We start from the raw sequence: 18,675 nt of genomic DNA on the forward strand, positions 1-18,675 counted from the left end.
CGACAGGCTTGTCAGTGATCAAGAAGTGCGGAAAAAACCGCGGCGGCAGGTTCGTCGTTGCCCGGCTAGGCTGTGAAGGACGTGGCTCGATGGAGAACAGGTTATGTACCGCGTGCCCTGGCTGCTGGGTGGTTGGTTCTGTGTGCTGGCGAGTGCGTTTGCCGAGCCGCCTGCAGCGATCCTGCAGCGCGCCCTGGACGAGCTGCAGCCGAGTAGCTTGAGCCGTGCCGAGCAGCAGGCCGAGCTGGAGTGGTTCATCGCCGCAGCGCGTCCCCTGCAGGGACTGCAGATTCGCGTGATTGCCGAGCGGATTGCCACCCACGAGTACGAAGCTTTTGTCCTGGCACCGCTGTTCAGCGAGCTGACGGGTATTCGCGTTATCCACGAGATCAGTGGCGAGGATGACGTGGTCAACAAGCTGCGTGCCCAGCAGCGCACCGGCTTGCCGCTATACGATGCCTTCATCAGCGACAGTGATTTGCTCGGCCAGCACTTCCGCGATGGCCAGGTATTGGCGCTGACCGACTTCATGGCGGGCCAGGGTGCGGCGTTCACGCTGCCCAGCCTGGCACTGGATGACTTCATCGGCCTGCCGTTCGTGACGGCGCCGGATGGCAAGCTCTACCAGTTGCCTGACCAGCAGTTTGCCAACCTCTATTGGTACCGGCAGGACTGGTTCGAACGAGCGGAATTGCGCCAGGCCTTCCAGGAACGCTATGGCTATGCGCTGGACGTGCCGCAGAACTGGTCGGCCTATGCGGACATTGCCGAGTTCTTCAGTGAGCAGGTACGCGAGCTGGATGGGCGGCGTGTCTACGGGCACATGGACTATGGCGCCTACGACCCCTCACTGGGCTGGCGACTGTCGGATGCCTGGCTGGGCATGGCCGGGGTTGCCGACGTCGGCCTGCCCAACGGCGTGCCGGTGGATGACTGGGGACTGCGTGTCGAGGGCTGCCGGCCTGCCGGGGCGAGCATGCAGCGCGGCGGTGCGCTGGATAGTCCGGCAGCGGTCTATGCGCTGCGCCAGTACATCGACTGGTTGCAGCGCTTTGCGCCGCCAGAAGCGCGCCAGATGAACTTCAACCAGGCGGGTAGCGTTGCGGCACAGGGACAGATTGCCCAGCAAATCTTCTGGTACACCGCCTTTACTGCCGATTACACCCGGCCAGGCAGTCCGGTGGTGGACGAACAGGGACTGCCACGCTGGCGCGTAGCCCCTTCGCCACGTGGGGCCTATTGGCGCGAGGGCATGAAGTCGGGGTATCAGGATGTCGGTGCCTGGACGCTGCTCAAGGGCAGCGAACCCGCCCGGCAACAGGCCGCCTGGTTGTATGCGCAATTTGTCGTATCGCGCAGTGTGTCCCTGCGCAAGACCCTGGTAGGGCTGACGCCAATCCGCCGTTCCGATCTCGACTCGCCTGCCATGCAGGCAGCAGCCCCGCGTCTTGGCGGGCTGGTGGAGTTCTATCGCAGTGCAGCCGCACGTCGCTGGACGCCGACCGGCGCCAATGTGCCGGACTATAGTGGCATGGCCAGCCTGTGGTGGCGTTATCTGTATCCGGCGCTGGACGGCCGGCAATCTGCGCAACAGGCCCTGCAGGCGCTGGCCGGAGCGTTTGATGAGCATCTGGCCCGGCTGTCCGGCAGCCAGGCGCATGCCTGTGCGCCGCGCCTGAACAGCCGCAGTGACCCGCAGCACTGGTTGCGTCAGCCGGGGGCGCCCTGGCCGGCGCTGGCTGACGAGCAGCCAGCAGGGCGCACGCTGCCCTATGCGGAGGCCTTGCATGCCTGGGACTGAACGGATCTGGCGCGCGTTATGCCTGCTTTGTGCCTGCTGGCTGGTGCCCTGCGCCCAGGCCGAGCTGCGCCTGTATGCCTGGGAGCGTCCGCCGCTGGTGATGCGTGATGCGCAGGGCGTGGCCCGGGGCCTGGTGCCCGAGTTGCTCGAGGCCATGTTTGCCCGCGCCGGGTTGGCCTATACCGTGGAGTTTTTGCCGTTGCAGCGGGCTCTGCGCCAGGTGCAGCAAGATCCGCAGGCGCGCAGTTGCGTGGTGCTGGTCGAGCGCCAGCAGGAGCGCGAAGCGCGCTTCCTGTGGGTAGGGCCCTTGCTGATTTCGCGCCTGGCACTCTATGCACGGGCCGATGACGCTCTGCAGCTGGCCAGCTTGCCCCAGGCCAAGGCCTGGTCGATTCTCAGTCATCAGGGTTCAGGGGCGGGTGAGTACCTGCAGCGCATGGGCTTGCAGGTGCATTACTCGAATCATGAGGCACTGAATATCGGCATGCTCCGGCATCAGCGCGCACGATTGTGGGCCACCAGCCGTGCGGTGGCGGAGCAGGGGGCGGGTGGCTTGGCGTTGCGTGAGGTGCTGCCGTTTCTGACGCTGATGGAAGACCTGGCCTGCCATCCGCATCTGCCGGACGAACAGCTACAGGCGCTGCGTCAGGCGTTGCAGGCACTCTACGTGGAGGGGCAGGTTCAGGCACTGTATCGTCGGCATGGCGTGGCCCTGCATTGAAAACGCAAGAGCCGCCCCGAAGGGCGGCTCTTGGTGGACGCGCGAGCGAGCTTACAGGCCGTTCTTGGCCTTGAACTCGCGGCGACGGCGGTGCAGTACCGGCTCGGTGTAGCCATTCGGCTGCTTGGTGCCCTCGACGATCAGCTCCAGGGAAGCCTGGAAGGCGATGTTGTTGTCGAAGTCCGGCGCCATCGGCTTGTAGGCGGCATCGCCGGCGTTCTGGCGATCCACTACCAGGGCCATGCGCTTCATGCTTTCCAGCACCTGCGCTTCGCTGATGATGCCGTGACGCAACCAGTTGGCCAGCAGCTGGCTGGAGATACGCAGGGTGGCGCGGTCTTCCATCAGGCCGATGTCATTGATGTCCGGCACCTTGGAGCAGCCAACGCCCTGATCGATCCAGCGCACCACGTAACCGAGGATGCCCTGCACGTTGTTGTCGATTTCGTTCTGGATTTCCTCGGCCGACCAGTTGGTGTCCTTGGCCAGCGGAATGCTCAGGATGTCATCGACCGAGGCGAAGGTGCGCTTGGCCAGCTCCTGCTGACGCTCGAACACGTTGACCTTGTGGTAGTGCAGCACGTGCAGTGCGGCGGCGGTCGGCGAAGGTACCCAGGCGGTGTTGGCACCGGCCAGCGGGTGACCGATCTTCTGCTCGAGCATGGCGGCCATCAGGTCGGGCATGGCCCACATGCCCTTGCCGATCTGCGCGCGGCCGGACAGGCCACAGTTCAGGCCGTGGTCGACGTTCCAGTTCTCGTAGGCAGCGATCCACTTCTCGCTCTTCATGGCGGCCTTGCGCACCATCGCGCCGGCTTCCATGGAGGTGTGGATTTCGTCACCGGTACGGTCGAGGAAGCCGGTGTTGATGAACACCACGCGCTCGCTGGCGGCCTTGATGCACGCCTTGAGGTTGACGGTGGTGCGGCGCTCTTCGTCCATGATGCCGACCTTGAGGGTGTTGCGGGCCATGCCCAGCACGTCCTCGATGCGGTCGAACAGTTCGTTGGCGAAGGCCACTTCTTCCGGGCCGTGCATCTTCGGCTTGACGATGTACACCGAGCCGGTACGGGTGTTGCGACGGCTGGTGTTGCCCTTCAGGTTGTGCAGGGCGATCATGCTGGTGACCAGGCCGTCCATGATGCCTTCCGGTACCTCGAAACCATCCTTGTCGATGATCGCGTCGTTGGTCATCAGGTGGCCGACGTTGCGGATGAACAGCATCGAGCGGCCGTGCAGGCTCAGCTCGCTGCCATCGGCGGCGGTGTAGACGCGGTCGGCGTTCATGGTGCGGGTGAAGGTCTTGCCACCCTTGGCAACGGCCTCGGCCAGGTCGCCTTTCATCAGGCCCAGCCAGTTTTTGTAGGCGATGACCTTGTCATCGGCATCCACCGCGGCAACCGAGTCTTCGCAGTCCATGATGGTGGTCAGGGCGGCTTCCATCAGCACGTCCTTGACGCCGGCGGCGTCGGTCTGGCCGATCGGGCTGCTGGCGTCGATCTGGATCTCGAAGTGCAGGCCGTTGTTCTTCAGCAGCACGCCCTTGGGCGCGGCAGCTTCACCAACGTAGCCGACGAACTTCTCCGCCTGGGCCAGGCCGGTGGTGCTGCCGTCCTTGAGGCTGACGACCAGTTGGCCGTTGTCGACGCGGTAGCCGGTGGCGTCAACGTGCGAGCCGTTGGCCAGCGGGGCGGCTTCGTCGAGGAAGGCGCGGGCGAAGGCGATGACCTTGTCGCCGCGTACCTTGTTGTAACCCTGGCCCTTCTCGGCGCCGTTTTCTTCGCTGATGGCGTCGGTGCCGTACAGCGCGTCATACAGCGAGCCCCAGCGGGCGTTGGCGGCGTTCAGGGCGAAGCGGGCGTTCATGATCGGCACCACCAGCTGCGGGCCGGCCATGGTGGCGATCTCGGCGTCGACGTTCTCGGTGGTGACCTTGAAGTCTGCCGGTTCGGGCAGCAGGTAGCCGATTTCCTGGAGGAACGCCTTGTAGGCTACGGCGTCATGCGCCTGGCCCTTGCGTGCCTGGTGCCAGGCATCAATTTTTGCCTGGATTTCGTCGCGCTTGGCCAGCAGCGCGCGGTTCTTCGGCGCCAGGTCGTGGATGACGCTGGCGGCACCCGCCCAGAAGGCTTCGGCGGCGACGCCGGTGCCGGGAATGGCTTCGTTGGTGACGAAGTCGTAAAGGGCTTTGGCGACCTGCAGGCCACCGACTTGAACGCGCTCAGTCATTGCTTGCCTCACTTGATTGCAAACGGCTTGGAACCTGGCCTGCTTGCGGCCATGTAGTACGGGTCGGCGGATACTACAGGATGACGCGGGAAAAATCAGGGGGCGTGGCCGGGCAATTGACTGTCGGCAGGCCTTTGCCCGGGCCTATACTCGGGCGCATCCACCACTCTGCCACCGAGGATATCGCCATGCAGGTTACCCAGGCCCGACTGGCCGATGAGCCGGCGCTGCGCCCGCTGTTCGCCGCCTATCTGCAGTTCTACCAGGTGCCTCGCGCGGATGCAGAGATTCGCGCGTTCCTCGAGCAGCGCCTGCAGCGGGGCGACTCGCATATCCTCCTGGCGCGTGATGAGCAGGGCCAGGCATTGGGCTTCGTGCAACTCTATCCGCTGTTTTCCTCGCTGGCCATGCGCCCGGCCTGGTTGCTCAATGACCTGTTCGTCGCGCCGCCGGCGCGCCGCCAGGGTGTGGCCCAGGCGTTGCTGCAGGCAGCCCAGGCGTTGGGCCTGGCCAGCGGGGCCTGTGGCCTGCAGCTGGAAACCGCGCGCGACAACCTGGCCGCACAAGCCTTGTACGAGCGGCTGGGGTTTGTTCGCGACGAGCAGTTCTTTACCTACTGGCTGGCTTTGCCGGCCGCTGTTTGCAAGGAGTAGTCCATGGAACATCTGGTGTTGACCGTGATTGCCGCCGACCAGCCCGGCCTGGTGGAAAAGTTGGCCAGTTGTATCGCCGAGCAGGGTGGCAACTGGCTGGAAAGCCGTATGGCGCGCATGGCCGGGCAGTTTGCCGGGATTCTCAGTGTGGCCGTGCCGGCGACGCAGCAGGCGGCGCTGGTCGAGGCCTTGCAGGCGCTGGCCGGCGCGGGTATCCGTGTACAGCTGGCGAGCAGTGGTGTAGCGCCTGAACAGGCGGTGCGACATATCAGTCTTGATCTGCTGGGCAATGACCGCCCGGGTATTGTTCGTGACATCACCCGTTTGCTGAGCAGCCATGCCATCAACGTCGAAGATCTGCAGACCGAGGTGTTGCCGGCACCGATGAGCAGCGATTTGCTGTTCCACGCCGTGGCGCGCCTGGCGGTGCCGCAGGGGTTGACCCTAGAGCAGTTGCAGGCGCAGTTGGAAACCTTGGCCGATGAACTGATGGTTGAGCTGAACCTGCAGGCGGACTGACTATCCCCAGGCGGGGTGGATGAGCTTGTGGATAAGCTGGGGAGTTCGCCGGCCAGCCCGCGATGCTCGGGGGTTGTACGCAACTGGCTGAAAAACGAGCAAATTTTCCGGGTTATCGACAAAACATGGGGATCGTTCTGTGGATAACCGCGGGATGAATCCCTCCAGCCCCGATGCCCCCTGGCCTGGCCGGCATTGCTGGTTTTTTAGCCGCTGCTGCGCGCCTGCAGACCCTGGCGCTTGAGTTGACGCCACAGGTCCAGGCTGTACAGCAGCAGGCCGGCCCAGATGCAGGCAAAGGCCAGCAGGCGGCTGCGGTCGAGCGCTTCCCCATAGACCTGTACGGCCAGCAGCAGCACCAGGGTGGGTGCCAGGTACTGCAGGAAACCCAGTGTGGCGTAGGGCAGGTGGCGTGCTGCAGCGTTGAAGCACAGCAGGGGTACCAGGGTGATCGGGCCGGCTGCAGCCAGCCACAGGGCCTGGCTGTCGCTCCAGAATGCCGGTTGGCTACTTTGCGCCGCAGGGTGCAGATACAGCCAGGCCAGTGCCAGCGGCAGCAGCAGCCAGGTTTCCACGACCAGGCCGGGTAGCGCGGCGACCGGGGCCTGCTTGCGGATCAGGCCGTAGAAGGCAAAGCTCAAGGCCAGTAGCAGGGAGACCCAGGGCAGGCTACCCAGTTGCCAGAGCTGCTGCAGCACGCCCAGTGCCGCCAGCGCCACGGCCAGCCATTGCAGGCGGCGTAGCCGTTCGCCGAGCAGCAACATACCCAGTAGCACGTTGACCAGCGGGTTGATGTAGTAGCCCAGGCTGGCTTCGAGCATGCGGTCGTTGTTCACCGCCCAGACATAGATCAGCCAGTTGCAGGCAATCAGCAGGCTGCTGGCCGCCAGTACCCACCACAACCTGGGTTGTGCGCGTAGCTGGCGCAGCCAGCCGGGGTGTTTCCACAGCAGCAGGAGCAGGGCGCCACCCAGGGCTGACCAGAGCACCCGGTGGACAATGATTTCCAGTGCGGGGATGGCCTGCAGGGTCTTGAAGTACAGCGGGAACAGGCCCCAGATGATGTAGGCGGTGATGCCAAGGGCAAGGCCGCGGCGGGTTGAGCTGGCCATCGGGGATTCCAGTGTGCATGCAGGTGGTCATTCTAGTCCCCGAGCCAGAGCCTTGTCCGGGAGTTTTCCTGGCTGATGCGACAAATTGCCTCTCTGCTCGATTAGTTGGCCTGTTCTTGTCCGGGCGCAAGGATGGACTGTGCGCTTTTGTCGCGTAATACGCGCACTTCAATCCAGCAGGAGCGTGCGTTGTGAATTCAATCAAATACTTGGCCTTGTCCGTGGCGCTGGCGTTTACCGGCCAGGTACTGGCGGATGGGGCCGACGGCCTGTCACGCGTCAAGGTCGATCTGCTGGCGCCGCCGCAGGTGCATGCTCATCAGCAGGTAGCTCCTCAGGAGCCTCGCGTCGTGCAGTTCCGCCTGGTGGTCGAGGAAAAGAAAATGGTCATCGATGACCAGGGCACCACCTTGCAGGCCATGACCTTCAATGGCTCGATGCCAGGGCCGACCATGGTGGTGCATGAGGGCGATTATGTTGAGCTGACCCTGGTCAATCCGGCCAGCAACAGCATGCCGCACAACATTGATCTGCATGCCGCTACCGGTGCTCTGGGCGGCGCCGGTCTGACCCTGGTGGCACCCGGTCAGGAAGCCGTGTTGCGTTTCAAGGCCGACCGTACCGGTACCTTTGTCTACCACTGCGCGCCGGAAGGCATGGTGGCCTGGCACGTGCTGGCCGGGATGAGTGGCACGCTGATGGTATTGCCGCGTGACGGCCTCAAGGACGCCGCCGGTAAGCCGCTGCATTACGACCGTGCCTACACCATCGGGGAATTCGACCTGTATATCCCCAAGGACAAGGACGGCAAGTATAAGGACTACAAGACCCTGCTCGACAGCTATGGCGATACCCGCGCCACCATGCGCGGGCTGATTCCCAGTCACGTGGTGTTCAATGGTCGGGTGGGTGCGCTCACCGGCAAGAACGCGCTGACCGCCAAGGTCGGCGAGTCGGTGCTGTTTATCCACTCGCAGGCCAATCGTGATACGCGTCCGCACCTGATTGGCGGCCATGGTGACTGGGTCTGGGAAACCGGCAAGTTCGACAACCCGCCGCAGAAGAATCTGGAAACCTGGTTCGTACGCGGTGGCTCGGCCGGCGTGGCGCTGTACACCTTCCGTCAGCCGGGTGTGTATGCGTATGTGAACCATAACCTGATCGAGGCCATGGAGCTCGGTGCAGCGGGGCATGTCATGGTGGAAGGCGAGTGGGACGACGACTTGATGAAGCAGGTCAAGGCGCCGGGCCCGATCACCGCTGAGGAGTAAGTCGCTGATGAGTCGCCAGGCGCTGGGCTGGTTTTCGCTGGGGGTGCTGTTGTTGGCCGGTTGCGGCCAGTCCTTCAGCGAGCCGGAGCTGGTCCGGGTGCCTGGTGGTCTGGCGCGCTATCACCTGCCGGGTAACAGCCAGGTGTACGAAGAGCATCTGGCGGGCTTTGCCATCATGCGTCGTCAGGTCAGTCAGGCTGAGTATGCGGCCTGTGTGGCAGAGGCAGCGTGCCCGCCCGCCAGTGCAGAGCGCCCGCTCGCCGACTCGCCAGTCTTGCCGGCGGTAGGGCTTAGCTGGCAGGACGCCCAGGCCTATGCGGCCTGGCTGTCGCGGCGCAGTGGCGAGCATTACCGCCTGCCGCGGCATGGCGAGTGGGTGCTGGCTGCCGCCTCGGCCTATGTCGAGGAAGCGCCGGTTAGCGATGATCCGGACAATCCGGCACGTCGCTGGCTGGCTGAATATGCACAGCGTGCCAGCCGAGAGCGTCTACCCAGGACGCTCAAGGCATTTGGTGGCTATGGGCAGAACGAGCATGGCCTGCAGGACATGGCGGGCAATGTCTGGGAGTGGACAGATACCTGCTTCTCACGCAATGCCGGCGAGTTCTGTGGCATTCGTATTGCGGCGGGTCGCCACCCCAGCGTGCTGGCGGACTTCGAGCGCAATCCGATCAGCGGGGCGTGTTCGGTAGGTCAGCCGCCGACTCACCTGGGCGTACGCCTGGTGCGTGAGACGGTCTCAGAGGAATAGGCGCAGCGGTGGCTCGTCCAGTGCCGCCAGCTGTTCGCGCAGAGTCAGAATCTGCTCACCCCAATAACGCTCGCTGCCAAACCACGGGAAGCTCTGCGGAAAGGCCGGATCGTCCCAGCGGCGCGCCAGCCAGGCGCTGTAATGCATCAGGCGCAGACTGCGCAGGCCTTCGATCAGCGGCAGTTCGCGGCTGTCGAAATCGTGGAATTCCTGGTAGCCCTCGATCAGCTCGGCCAACTGGCCCAGGCGTTCCTCGCGGCTGCCGGCGAGCATCATCCACAGATCCTGGACGGCCGGTCCCATGCGGCAGTCATCGAGGTCGACGATGTGAAAACTCTCGTCGCGGCACAGCAGGTTGCCGGGGTGGCAGTCGCCATGCAGGCGGATGGCCTGCGCCGGATGGGCGGCGAACAGGGCGTCAAGGCGTTTGAGCAGGTCGCGGGCTACCGACTCGTAAGCCGCTAACAGGCTGCGCGGAATGAACCGGCCGTCGAGCAGTGTCTCCAGCGAGGCATGGCCGAAGCTGGCTGCGGTCAGTGCCTCGCGGTGCTCGAAGGGGCGCAGGGCAGCCACTGCATGCAGGCGGCCGAGCAACTGGCCAAGGCGGTACAGCTGGTCGAGATTGCCCGGCTCGGGTGCCCGTCCGCCGCGCCGCGGGAACAGCGCAAAGCGGAAACCCGCATGCTCGAAGAGGCTGCTGCCGTCGAGTTGCAGGGGGGCGACCACCGGGATGTCCAGGGCGGCCAGCTCGGCGCTGAATTGATGCTCTTCGCGAATGGCTGCATCGCTCCAGCGTTGCGGGCGGTAGAACTTGGCGATCAGCGGTGCCTCGCCTTCGAGGCCGACCTGATACACACGGTTCTCGTAGCTGTTCAACGCCAGTACGCGGGCATCGCTGAGGTAGCCCAGGCTTTCCACGGCATCCAGCACCAGGTCGGGAGTGAGGCTGGCAAACGGATGGGACATGTGGCGTGCTCCTTGGGCGCGGGGGCACGCAGTGTAGCGCCTGTCTGCGGTTCAGTCCTGCGGCCTGGGCGTACGCGCCAGGCAATACACGTCTACCCGGCTGGCACCGGCCTGCAGCAGCAGGCGCGCCAGGCAGGTCGCGGTGGCGCCGGTGGTCAGTACATCGTCAACCAGGGCTACCGGGCGGCCGGCCAGCAGGCTGCTCTGTTGCACGCGAAAGGCCTGGCGCAGGTTGCGCCGCCGGGTGTGTGCATCCAGGCCCTGTTGTGCGGGGGTGTCACGGATACGTTGCAGACATTGGCTATTCACCGCGATATGCAGGTGCTGGCCCAGCCATTGGGCGAGCATCTGCGCCTGGTTGAAGCCGCGTTGGCGTTGTCGCTGGCGACTGAGTGGTACGGGCAGCAGCCACTGCGGGCGAGGCAGGCCTTCGTTGAAGGCGTGCTGCAGGTGCTCGGCCAGTTGCTCGGCGAGCAGGCGGCCGTAGTTCCACTGGGCCTGGTGCTTGAAGCGGGTGATCAGGCTGTCGACCGGGAAGGCATAGCGCCAGGCAGCCTGCACTTGGCTGAAGGGGGGAGGGCTGCGCAGACAGGCCGCACAATACTGGCCGCTGCTGGGCAGGGGGAGGGCACATTGCAGGCAGTGGCCTTGCAGCCAGGGCAGTTCGGCCTGGCAGTCGCTGCACAAACCATGGCGACTATCGGTATGGCTGCCACATAGCTGGCAGAATTGGTCGATTTTTAGCCATTGGTTGACTCGCATTGTTCTGCTTGGTTGACAGCTCATCGTGCTTCCTTGACGATTGCTCATCCGTGAATGCCAGTCAGCCTAGCAGTTGTTGCGCGCTGTGCTGGCCAGTCCTGTCTGCCATGAGGAATGTCGCCGCGATGAGCGTCAGCCAGCCTGTTACCCGCCACGATTGGACGCTCGCCGAGGTCAAGGCGTTGTTCCAGCAACCCTTCAACGACCTGCTGTTCCAGGCGCAGAGCGTGCATCGCCAGCATTTCGATGCCAACCGTGTGCAGGTCTCCACCCTGCTATCGATCAAGACCGGTGCCTGTCCGGAAGACTGCAAGTACTGCCCGCAGTCCGGCCACTACAACACCGGCCTGGACAAGGAAAAGCTGCTGGAAGTGCAGAAGGTGCTGGAGGCGGCGGCGGAGGCCAAGGCCATCGGTTCGACGCGTTTCTGCATGGGAGCGGCCTGGAAGCATCCCACGGCCAAGGACATGCCCTATGTGCTGAAAATGGTCGAGGGCGTCAAGGCGCTGGGCCTGGAAACCTGCATGACCCTCGGCAAGCTCGATAGGGAACAGACTCAGGCGCTGGCTGCCGCCGGCCTGGACTACTACAACCACAACCTGGATACCTCGCCGGAGTTTTACGGCAATATCATCACCACCCGTACCTACTCCGAGCGCCTGGAAACCCTGGCCCATGTGCGTGAGGCGGGGATGAAGATTTGCTCCGGCGGCATCCTCGGCATGGGCGAGTCACTGGATGACCGCGCCGGCCTGCTGATCCAGCTGGCCAACCTGCCGGAACACCCGGAGTCCGTGCCGATCAATATGCTGGTCAAGGTCAAGGGCACGCCGCTGGCTGAGGCGCAGGATGTCGATCCGTTCGACTTCATCCGCATGCTCGCCGTGGCGCGGATCATGATGCCGAAATCCCATGTGCGCCTGTCTGCCGGGCGTGAGCAAATGAATGAGCAGATGCAGGCGCTGGCCTTCCTGGCGGGTGCCAACTCAATCTTCTATGGCGAGAAACTGCTGACCACCGGCAACCCGCAGGCCGACAAGGACATGCAGTTGTTTGCGCGTCTGGGTATTCAGCCGGAGGCACGCGAGGAGCATGCCGACGAGGTACACCAGGCCGCCATCGAGCAGGCGCTGATCGAGCAGCGTGATTCCAAGCTGTTCTACTCGGCCGTTTAACGGCAGCAGCAGGCTGCACGGCCCCGGCGCGAGAGTTTGTCGTCTGGGTCGTGGGGCTTGCCGCCTGGAGCTTTTGTAATGTCTTTCGATCTCGCTACGCGTCTCGCCGAGCGCCGCGCCGCCCATCTGTATCGCCAGCGACCGCTGCTCGAATCGCCGCAGGGGCCGCAGGTGCGGGTCGACGGCCGTGAGCTGCTGGCCTTTTGCTCCAACGACTACCTGGGACTGGCCAATCACCCTGAAGTGATCCAGGCCATGCGCGATGGTGCCGCGCAGTGGGGCGTCGGCGGTGGCGCCTCGCATCTGGTAATCGGCCACAGCACGCCGCATCACCAGCTTGAAGAGGCCTTGGCCGAGTTCACCGGGCGGCCGCGCGCGCTGCTGTTCTCCACCGGCTACATGGCCAATCTGGCGGCGGTGACGGCGCTGGTCGGGCAGGGCGACACGGTGCTGGAGGATCGTCTCAACCACGCGTCGCTGCTGGACGCGGGGCTGCTGTCCGGCGCGCGCTTCTCGCGCTATCTGCACAACGACGCGGCCAGCCTGGCCAGCCGTCTGGAGAAAGCCACGGGCAATACCCTGGTGGTCAGCGATGGCGTGTTCAGCATGGATGGCGACCTCGCCGACCTGCCGGCACTGTGTGCCGCCGCACGGCAGAAAGGCGCCTGGCTGATGGTCGACGATGCCCATGGCTTCGGTCCGCTGGGCGCTACGGGCGGCGGTATCGTCGAGCATTACGGCCTGGGGATCGAGGAGGTGCCGGTGCTGGTCGGCACCCTGGGCAAGGGCTTCGGTACTGCCGGGGCCTTCGTCGCCGGCAGTGAGGAGCTGATCGAGACGCTGATTCAGTTCGCCCGCCCCTACATCTATACCACCAGCCAGCCGCCGGCCGTGGCCTGCGCCACCTTGAAGAGCCTGCAACTGCTGCAGACGGAAAGCTGGCGCCGCGAGCATCTCAACCGGCTGATCGCCCGCTTCCGTAGTGGCGCTGCGGAAATCGGCCTGCGCCTGATGGACAGTCCGACGCCTATCCAGCCGATCCTGGTCGGCGACAGCGAGCGTGCACTGTGGCTGTCTGCGCTGCTCAGGGAGCGTGGCCTGCTGGTCGGCGCCATCCGCCCGCCGACCGTGCCGGCCGGCAGCGCGCGGCTGCGTGTGACCCTCTCTGCCGCGCACAGCGCAGCACAGCTGGAGCAACTGCTGGACGCCCTGGCCGAGTGCTGGCCGTTGGTGAGTGAACATGACTGAGCGACTGATCCTGTTGCCGGGCTGGGGCCTGGGCAGCCTGCCGCTGGACGTGCTGGCCGAAGCCCTGCGTGGCCTCGACCCGGCGCTCAGGGTGGAGATCGAGCCGTTGCCCGAACTGCGTCGCGGTGAGCCACGCGACTGGCTCCTGGAGCTGGATGAGCGCCTGCCGCCACACACCTGGCTGGGCGGCTGGTCGCTCGGCGGCATGCTGGCCAGCGAACTGGCGGCGCTGCGCGGCGAGCGTTGTCGCGGGCTGCTGACGCTGGCCAGTAATCCCTGCTTCGTCGCTGCGGAGGACTGGCCCTGTGGTATGCCTGAGGACACCTTCGCGGCCTTCGTTGCCGGCTGCGCCGAGCATCCGGCGGCCACCCTCAAGCGCTTCTGCCTGCTCTGCAGCCAGGGGGCGCTTGAAGCGCGAACGCTGGCCCGGCAACTGCAGAGTGGCGCTCCGCAGCTCTCGCACGAGGTACTGCTAGCCGGGCTGGAGGTGTTGGGCAGTTTCGATGCGCGCAGCGCCTTGCAGCGCTTTGCCGGCGCGCAACTGCACCTGTTGGGCGTTGCCGATGCACTGGTGCCGGCGGAGCTGGCCGGCGCCTTGCGGATTTTGCAGCCCAACAGCCAGGTGGGTCTGATCGACGGCGCCAGCCACGCTTTTCCCCTGGAATATCCACATGAGGTAGCGGCGGCCATGCAAGCCTTTATGCGTGAGGCGGCCGATGACTGAGCATGTGCTGCCGGACAAGCGCCGGGTGGCCGAGTCCTTTTCCCGGGCCGCAGCGAGCTACGACAGCGTGGCGGCTCTGCAGCGCGCGGTGGGTGCGCAGCTCCTGGAATACCTGCCAGCACACCGGCCGGCGCGTTGGCTGGACCTGGGCAGCGGTACTGGACATTTCACCCGTTGCCTGGCCGCGCGTTATCCGGAGGCCGAGGGTGTGGCCCTGGACCTGGCCGAAGGCATGCTGCGCCATGCCCGACCGCAGGGCGGGGCTGGCTGTTTCATCGCTGGGGATGCCGAGCAGCTGCCGCTGCGTGACGATAGCTGCGAGCTGATCTTCTCCAGCCTGGCCGTGCAATGGTGTGGCGACTTCGCCGCGGTGCTGGGCGAGGCCCGTCGCGTACTGCGTCCAAGGGGTGTGCTGGCCTTCAGCAGCCTGTGTGTCGGCACCCTGCAGGAGCTGCGTGACAGCTGGCAAGCCGTGGATGGCTTTGTGCACGTCAATCGCTTCCGACATTTTGCCGATTACCAGGCGCTGTGCGCGGCCAGTGGCCTGCAGGTGCTGACGTTGCAGCAGCAGGCGCGGCGGCTGCACTTTCCTGACCTGCGTGCCCTGACGCATGAGCTCAAGGCGCTGGGCGCGCACAACCTCAACCCAGGACGTCCCGATGGCCTGACCGGGCGTGCGCGGATCCGTGCGCTGGTCGAGGCCTACGAGCAGTTCCGCCAGCCTGCGGGCCTGCCGGCTACCTATCAGATTGTCTATGGCGTGCTGCGGCGGCCCGCCTGAGGGCGGCGTGCCTGGCGATTTCGAGGAGTGACCGTTATGCCACAAGCCTACTTCGTGACCGGCACGGACACCGAGATCGGCAAGACCACCATCGCGGCCGGACTGCTGCACGCTGCGCGTCTGGCCGGGCTGAGCACGGCGGCGGCCAAGCCGGTGGCTTCCGGCTGCGAGCAGACGAGCGAGGGACTGCGCAATGAGGATGCGCTGGCGCTGCTTGGGCAATGCACGCTGGCGCTCGACTATACGGAGGTCAATCCATTCGCCTTCGCGCCGGCCATCGCGCCACACCTGGCGGCACGCGAAGCGGCTGTTGAACTGAGTGTGGCGCGGCTGCAACCGGCTGTGCAGCAGGTGCTGGCGCGTGGTGCCGATTTCACCCTGGTCGAAGGCGCCGGTGGCTGGCGTGTACCGCTGGCCGGGCGTGAGACCCTGGCCGACCTGGCGGTAGCGCTCGACCTGCCGGTGATCCTGGTGGTGGGCGTGCGTCTGGGATGTATCAATCATGCCGTGTTGAGCGCCGAAGCCATCGCCCGCGACGGCCTGCGGCTGGCTGGCTGGGTCGCCAATATCGTCGACCCACAGACCTCGCGCCTGGAGGAAAACCTGGCGACGCTGGCCGAGCGCCTGCCGGCCCCCTGCCTGGGTCGGGTGCCGCGTCTGGCCAGTGCCGTGCCGCACGCGGTAGCCAGTTACCTGCAGCTATCTATGCTTTCGCTATAAACGGTTACACAGCCATAGCACTTTGCTTGTACGAATTTTGAGCAGAGTCTGCTTCAATAGACCTGTGTCCCGTCCTGCATGATCAGGAGCTTCTTATGGAAATTTCCTCCAACGCTTTCAACTCCGGTCTCAACGCCATGCGTGCCGGTCAGCAGCGTATGGATCAGGCCGCCAGTGAAATTGCCCGTGGTGCGGTAGCTCCGCAGGGTGAAGCACAGGGCAGCCCTGCCCAGGCGCTGCCGCCTGCTCAGCCCAGTCAGGCCGCCGAGCGGGTAGATAATCAGGCGCTGGCCGAGAGCCTGGTTGAACTGAAAAGTGCGCGCAACGATGTCGAGGCGGGCGCCCGGGTTGTCGCCACTGCCGACGAAATGCTCGGCACCCTGGTCGATACCCGCGCCTGACACCGCGCCCTGCGTTGTGCAGGGCGGTTCGGTGCCTGGGGGGTCGGCGTCGAGTGACTGATCATGCTGATCGGCAGCCCATTACCCTTAGCCGTGCCATTGGCATCCGGTCTGGACAAGCGTGTTGCAATGACAGCTGGTCCGCCCGCCAGCCCGGCGTTGGCCGAGGACTCTTCCTCTGCTACGGCTGAATCTCCCGCCGCCGTGCAGCGCGCTGCCGGTTCCGGCGACCCCCGCGAACAATCGCCCGGTGATCCGGCCGAGCAGGCGCAACAACAGCGCGAGCTGCTGCAGGTACGCCAGTTGGCCAGTCGTGAGCGCGAAGTGATCGCCCATGAACAGGCACACAGTGCGGTGGGTGGTCGATACGCCGGGGCACCCAGCTACAGCTACACGCGTGGGCCGGACGGGCGCAGCTACATCAGCGGTGGCGAGGTCAGTATCGATGTCAGCCCGGTGCCGAATGATCCTGAAGCGACCCTGCGCAAGATGGAGGTGGTGCAGCGCGCCGCCCTCGCTCCTGCCGAGCCTTCCGGGCAGGATCTGCGCGTAGCGGCCGCGGCGCGGGCCATTGCCGCGCAGGCGCGAGCCGAGTTGGCCGAGCAACAGCGTGCCGAACAGCAGGCTGCCCAGGCGGAGCGCCAGGCCCGTGCCGACGCGGCCGAACAGGCGACGCGTGAAGCTGCCGCCGAAGAGTCGGTCGACGCTCAGCCGGCAATGCGCCTGCCGCCTCCGCCCAGTCTGGAGCTGTATCTGCTGCTTGGACGTCCTCTGGCGCCCGACACTTCGTTTCGCGCACGGGCCTGAGCAGCGTATCGGGCAATTTCTGCTATGTTCAATGGATGCTGCAGAACCTGCCAGGCAGATGCTTGACAGTGGCTTGGCGTAAACGTATGTTTCAAACGCCTGTTTGACTGCCCGTCGAAAGCGATGGTGCGGACATCGAAAAAGTTGTTGCTGACAGTGGCCGGAGTGCCGGTCTTCTCAACCAGAAACCCTTCGCAGAGGTTTACCGATATGCCTGATTACAAGGCCCCCTTGCGTGATATTCGCTTCGTACGTGACGAACTGCTCGGCTATGAAGCGCACTATCAGAGCCTGCCGGCTTGCCAAGATGCTACCCCGGACATGGTTAACGCCATTCTCGAAGAAGGCGCCAAGTTCTGTGAGCAGGTGATCGCTCCGCTGAACCGTGTAGGTGACATCGAAGGCTGCACCTGGTCCCCTGAAGGCGTGAAGACCCCGACGGGCTTCAAGGAAGCCTACCAGCAGTTCGTCGAAGGCGGCTGGCCGAGCCTGGCGCATGACGTCGAGCACGGCGGTCAAGGCCTGCCGGAGTCCCTGGGCCTGGCTATCAGCGAAATGGTTGGTGAAGCCAACTGGTCGTGGGGCATGTACCCGGGCCTGTCGCACGGCGCGATGAACACCATCTCCGAGCACGGTACCGACGAGCAGAAGCACGTCTACCTGACCAAGCTGGTTTCCGGCGAGTGGACCGGCACCATGTGTCTGACCGAACCGCACTGCGGTACCGACCTGGGCATGCTGCGCACCAAGGCTGAGCCGCAGGCTGACGGCAGCTACAAAGTTTCCGGCACCAAGATCTTCATCTCTGCCGGTGAGCACGACATGTCGGGCAACATCGTGCACATCGTGCTGGCCCGTCTGCCCGACGCCCCGCAGGGCACCAAGGGTATCTCGCTGTTCATCGTACCGAAGTTCCTGCCCAACGCCGACGGCACTGCCGGTGCGCGTAACGCCGTGTCCTGTGGCTCGATCGAGCACAAGATGGGCATCCACGGTAACGCCACCTGCGTAATGAACTTCGACGGCGCCACCGGCTACCTGATTGGCCCAGCCAACAAGGGCCTGAACTGCATGTTCACCTTCATGAACACCGCTCGTCTGGGTACCGCCCTGCAGGGTCTGGCCCACGCCGAAATCGGCTTCCAGGGTGGCCTGAAGTACGCTCGTGAGCGTCTGCAGATGCGTTCCCTGACCGGCCCGAAAGCGCCGGACAAGGCGGCTGACCCGATCATCGTCCACCCGGACGTACGTCGCATGCTGCTGACCATGAAGGCTTTCGCCGAAGGTAACCGCGCCATGGTTTACTTCGCGGCCAAGCAGGTCGACCTGGTCAAGTACAGCCAGAACGAAGAAGAGAAGAAAGCCGCTGACGAGCTGCTGGCCTTCCTGACTCCGATCGCCAAGGCGTTCATGACCGAAGTCGGCTTCGAAGCAGCTTCGCACGGCATGCAGATCTATGGCGGCCACGGCTTCATCGCCGAGTGGGGCATGGAGCAGAACATGCGCGATTGCCGTATCTCGATGATGTACGAAGGCACTACCGGTGTTCAGGCCCTCGACCTGCTGGGTCGCAAGGTGCTGATGACCCAGGGTGGCGCGCTGAAGAACTTCACCAAGATCGTGCACAAGTTCTGCCAGGCCAACGAAGGCAACGATTCCGTCAAGGAATTCGTCGAGCCGCTGGCCAAGCTGAACAAGGAGTGGGGCGACATCACCATGAAGATCGGCATGGCTGCGATGAAAGATCGCGAAGAAGTCGGTGCCGCTTCCGTGGATTACCTGATGTACTCCGGCTACGCCTGCCTGGCCTACTTCTGGGCCGACATGGCGCGCCTGGCCGCCGAGAAGCTGGCTGCCGGTACCGGCGACGAAGCCTTCTACAAGGCCAAGCTGCAGACCGCTCGCTTCTACTTCGCGCGCATCCTGCCGCGCACCCGTACTCACGTAGAAGCCATGCTGTCTGGCGCCAACAACCTGATGGACATGGCCGAAGAAGACTTCGCGCTGGGTTACTAAGGGTTGCTTGAGTAAAAA

General features: G+C 64.7%; 18 protein-coding genes. 14 read left to right on the top strand and 4 right to left on the bottom strand.

Features of this window, described 5'->3' with window-relative positions; translation table 11 throughout:
• Positions 1–103 precede the first annotated feature (103 nt).
• Positions 104–1,801 (top strand): ABC transporter substrate-binding protein, encoded by a 1,698-nt coding sequence (locus tag CW360_RS15760; protein WP_101194344.1) that lies wholly within the window; start codon positions 104–106, stop codon positions 1,799–1,801.
• A complete protein-coding gene (locus tag CW360_RS15765) occupies positions 1,788–2,522 on the top strand; it encodes a substrate-binding periplasmic protein (RefSeq protein ID WP_157825315.1) in 735 nt (244 codons plus the stop codon). The genes CW360_RS15760 and CW360_RS15765 overlap by 14 nt, the downstream gene beginning before the upstream one ends.
• 51 nt (positions 2,523–2,573) lie before the next feature.
• Here the strand turns inward: CW360_RS15765 and CW360_RS15770 are convergent, their stop codons facing one another.
• The gene (locus tag CW360_RS15770) at positions 2,574–4,751 is read right to left on the bottom strand and encodes a malate synthase G (protein ID WP_101194346.1); all 2,178 of its coding nucleotides are present in this window, start codon (positions 4,749–4,751) and stop codon (positions 2,574–2,576) included.
• Between the two features lie 188 nt (positions 4,752–4,939).
• Between CW360_RS15770 and CW360_RS15775 the strand changes: the two genes are divergently transcribed.
• Both CW360_RS15775 and CW360_RS15780 read left to right on the top strand, forming a co-directional pair.
• Entirely contained in the window at positions 4,940–5,404 is a 465-nt protein-coding gene (locus CW360_RS15775) for a GNAT family N-acetyltransferase (RefSeq protein ID WP_101194347.1), read from the top strand.
• 3 nt (positions 5,405–5,407) lie between these two features.
• On the top strand, positions 5,408–5,923 hold the full coding sequence (locus CW360_RS15780) for a glycine cleavage system transcriptional repressor (protein ID WP_101194348.1): 516 nt from the start codon (positions 5,408–5,410) through the stop codon (positions 5,921–5,923).
• Between the two features lie 206 nt (positions 5,924–6,129).
• Here the strand turns inward: CW360_RS15780 and rarD are convergent, their stop codons facing one another.
• Positions 6,130–7,035 (bottom strand): EamA family transporter RarD, encoded by a 906-nt coding sequence (gene rarD / locus CW360_RS15785; protein ID WP_101194349.1) that lies wholly within the window; start codon positions 7,033–7,035, stop codon positions 6,130–6,132.
• A 191-nt stretch (positions 7,036–7,226) separates the two neighbouring features.
• Here rarD and nirK point away from each other — a divergent pair, with 191 nt between their 5' ends.
• Positions 7,227–8,306, top strand: a complete 1,080-nt coding sequence (gene nirK / locus CW360_RS15790; protein ID WP_093984752.1) for a copper-containing nitrite reductase — start codon at positions 7,227–7,229, stop codon at positions 8,304–8,306.
• A 7-nt stretch (positions 8,307–8,313) separates the two neighbouring features.
• A complete protein-coding gene (locus CW360_RS15795) occupies positions 8,314–9,057 on the top strand; it encodes an SUMF1/EgtB/PvdO family nonheme iron enzyme (RefSeq protein ID WP_093984753.1) in 744 nt (247 codons plus the stop codon).
• Here CW360_RS15795 and CW360_RS15800 read toward each other — a convergent pair.
• The gene (locus CW360_RS15800; RefSeq protein ID WP_101194350.1) at positions 9,046–10,023 is read right to left on the bottom strand and encodes a serine/threonine protein kinase; all 978 of its coding nucleotides are present in this window, start codon (positions 10,021–10,023) and stop codon (positions 9,046–9,048) included. The two genes, CW360_RS15795 and CW360_RS15800, sit on opposite strands and share 12 nt — an antisense overlap.
• Positions 10,024–10,074: 51 nt before the next feature.
• A complete protein-coding gene (locus CW360_RS15805; RefSeq protein WP_229727189.1) occupies positions 10,075–10,785 on the bottom strand; it encodes a ComFC family protein in 711 nt (236 codons plus the stop codon).
• A 125-nt stretch (positions 10,786–10,910) separates the two neighbouring features.
• On the opposite strand from CW360_RS15805, the gene bioB reads away from it, so the two are divergent.
• The 8 genes from bioB to CW360_RS15845 all read left to right on the top strand — a co-directional run bounded on the left by bioB (position 10,911) and on the right by CW360_RS15845 (position 18,657).
• Positions 10,911–11,960 carry a biotin synthase BioB gene (gene bioB / locus CW360_RS15810; protein WP_101194351.1) on the top strand — a complete coding sequence of 350 codons (1,050 nt, stop codon included), beginning with the start codon at positions 10,911–10,913 and terminating at the stop codon, positions 11,958–11,960.
• Positions 11,961–12,038: 78 nt separating this feature from the next.
• Positions 12,039–13,208 carry an 8-amino-7-oxononanoate synthase gene (bioF, locus tag CW360_RS15815; RefSeq protein ID WP_101194352.1) on the top strand — a complete coding sequence of 390 codons (1,170 nt, stop codon included), beginning with the start codon at positions 12,039–12,041 and terminating at the stop codon, positions 13,206–13,208.
• Positions 13,201–13,932: an alpha/beta fold hydrolase gene (locus tag CW360_RS15820; RefSeq protein WP_101194353.1), complete on the top strand. Its 732-nt coding sequence runs from the start codon at positions 13,201–13,203 to the stop codon at positions 13,930–13,932. Before bioF ends, CW360_RS15820 begins: the two co-directional genes overlap by 8 nt.
• Positions 13,925–14,713 (top strand): malonyl-ACP O-methyltransferase BioC, encoded by a 789-nt coding sequence (bioC, locus tag CW360_RS15825; RefSeq protein WP_101194354.1) that lies wholly within the window; start codon positions 13,925–13,927, stop codon positions 14,711–14,713. Before CW360_RS15820 ends, bioC begins: the two co-directional genes overlap by 8 nt.
• Positions 14,714–14,749: 36 nt before the next feature.
• On the top strand, positions 14,750–15,433 hold the full coding sequence (bioD, locus tag CW360_RS15830; RefSeq protein ID WP_101194355.1) for a dethiobiotin synthase: 684 nt from the start codon (positions 14,750–14,752) through the stop codon (positions 15,431–15,433).
• A 95-nt stretch (positions 15,434–15,528) separates the two neighbouring features.
• Positions 15,529–15,834: a hypothetical protein gene (locus tag CW360_RS15835; protein ID WP_093984761.1), complete on the top strand. Its 306-nt coding sequence runs from the start codon at positions 15,529–15,531 to the stop codon at positions 15,832–15,834.
• A 129-nt stretch (positions 15,835–15,963) separates the two neighbouring features.
• On the top strand, positions 15,964–16,641 hold the full coding sequence (locus tag CW360_RS15840) for a putative metalloprotease CJM1_0395 family protein (protein ID WP_245874737.1): 678 nt from the start codon (positions 15,964–15,966) through the stop codon (positions 16,639–16,641).
• A gap of 210 nt (positions 16,642–16,851) precedes the next feature.
• Positions 16,852–18,657 (top strand): phenylacyl-CoA dehydrogenase, encoded by a 1,806-nt coding sequence (locus CW360_RS15845; RefSeq protein ID WP_093984763.1) that lies wholly within the window; start codon positions 16,852–16,854, stop codon positions 18,655–18,657.
• Positions 18,658–18,675 lie beyond the last annotated feature (18 nt).

This window comes from Pseudomonas fluvialis (assembly GCF_002835605.1).
GTDB classification, from domain to species: domain Bacteria; phylum Pseudomonadota; class Gammaproteobacteria; order Pseudomonadales; family Pseudomonadaceae; genus Aquipseudomonas; species Aquipseudomonas fluvialis.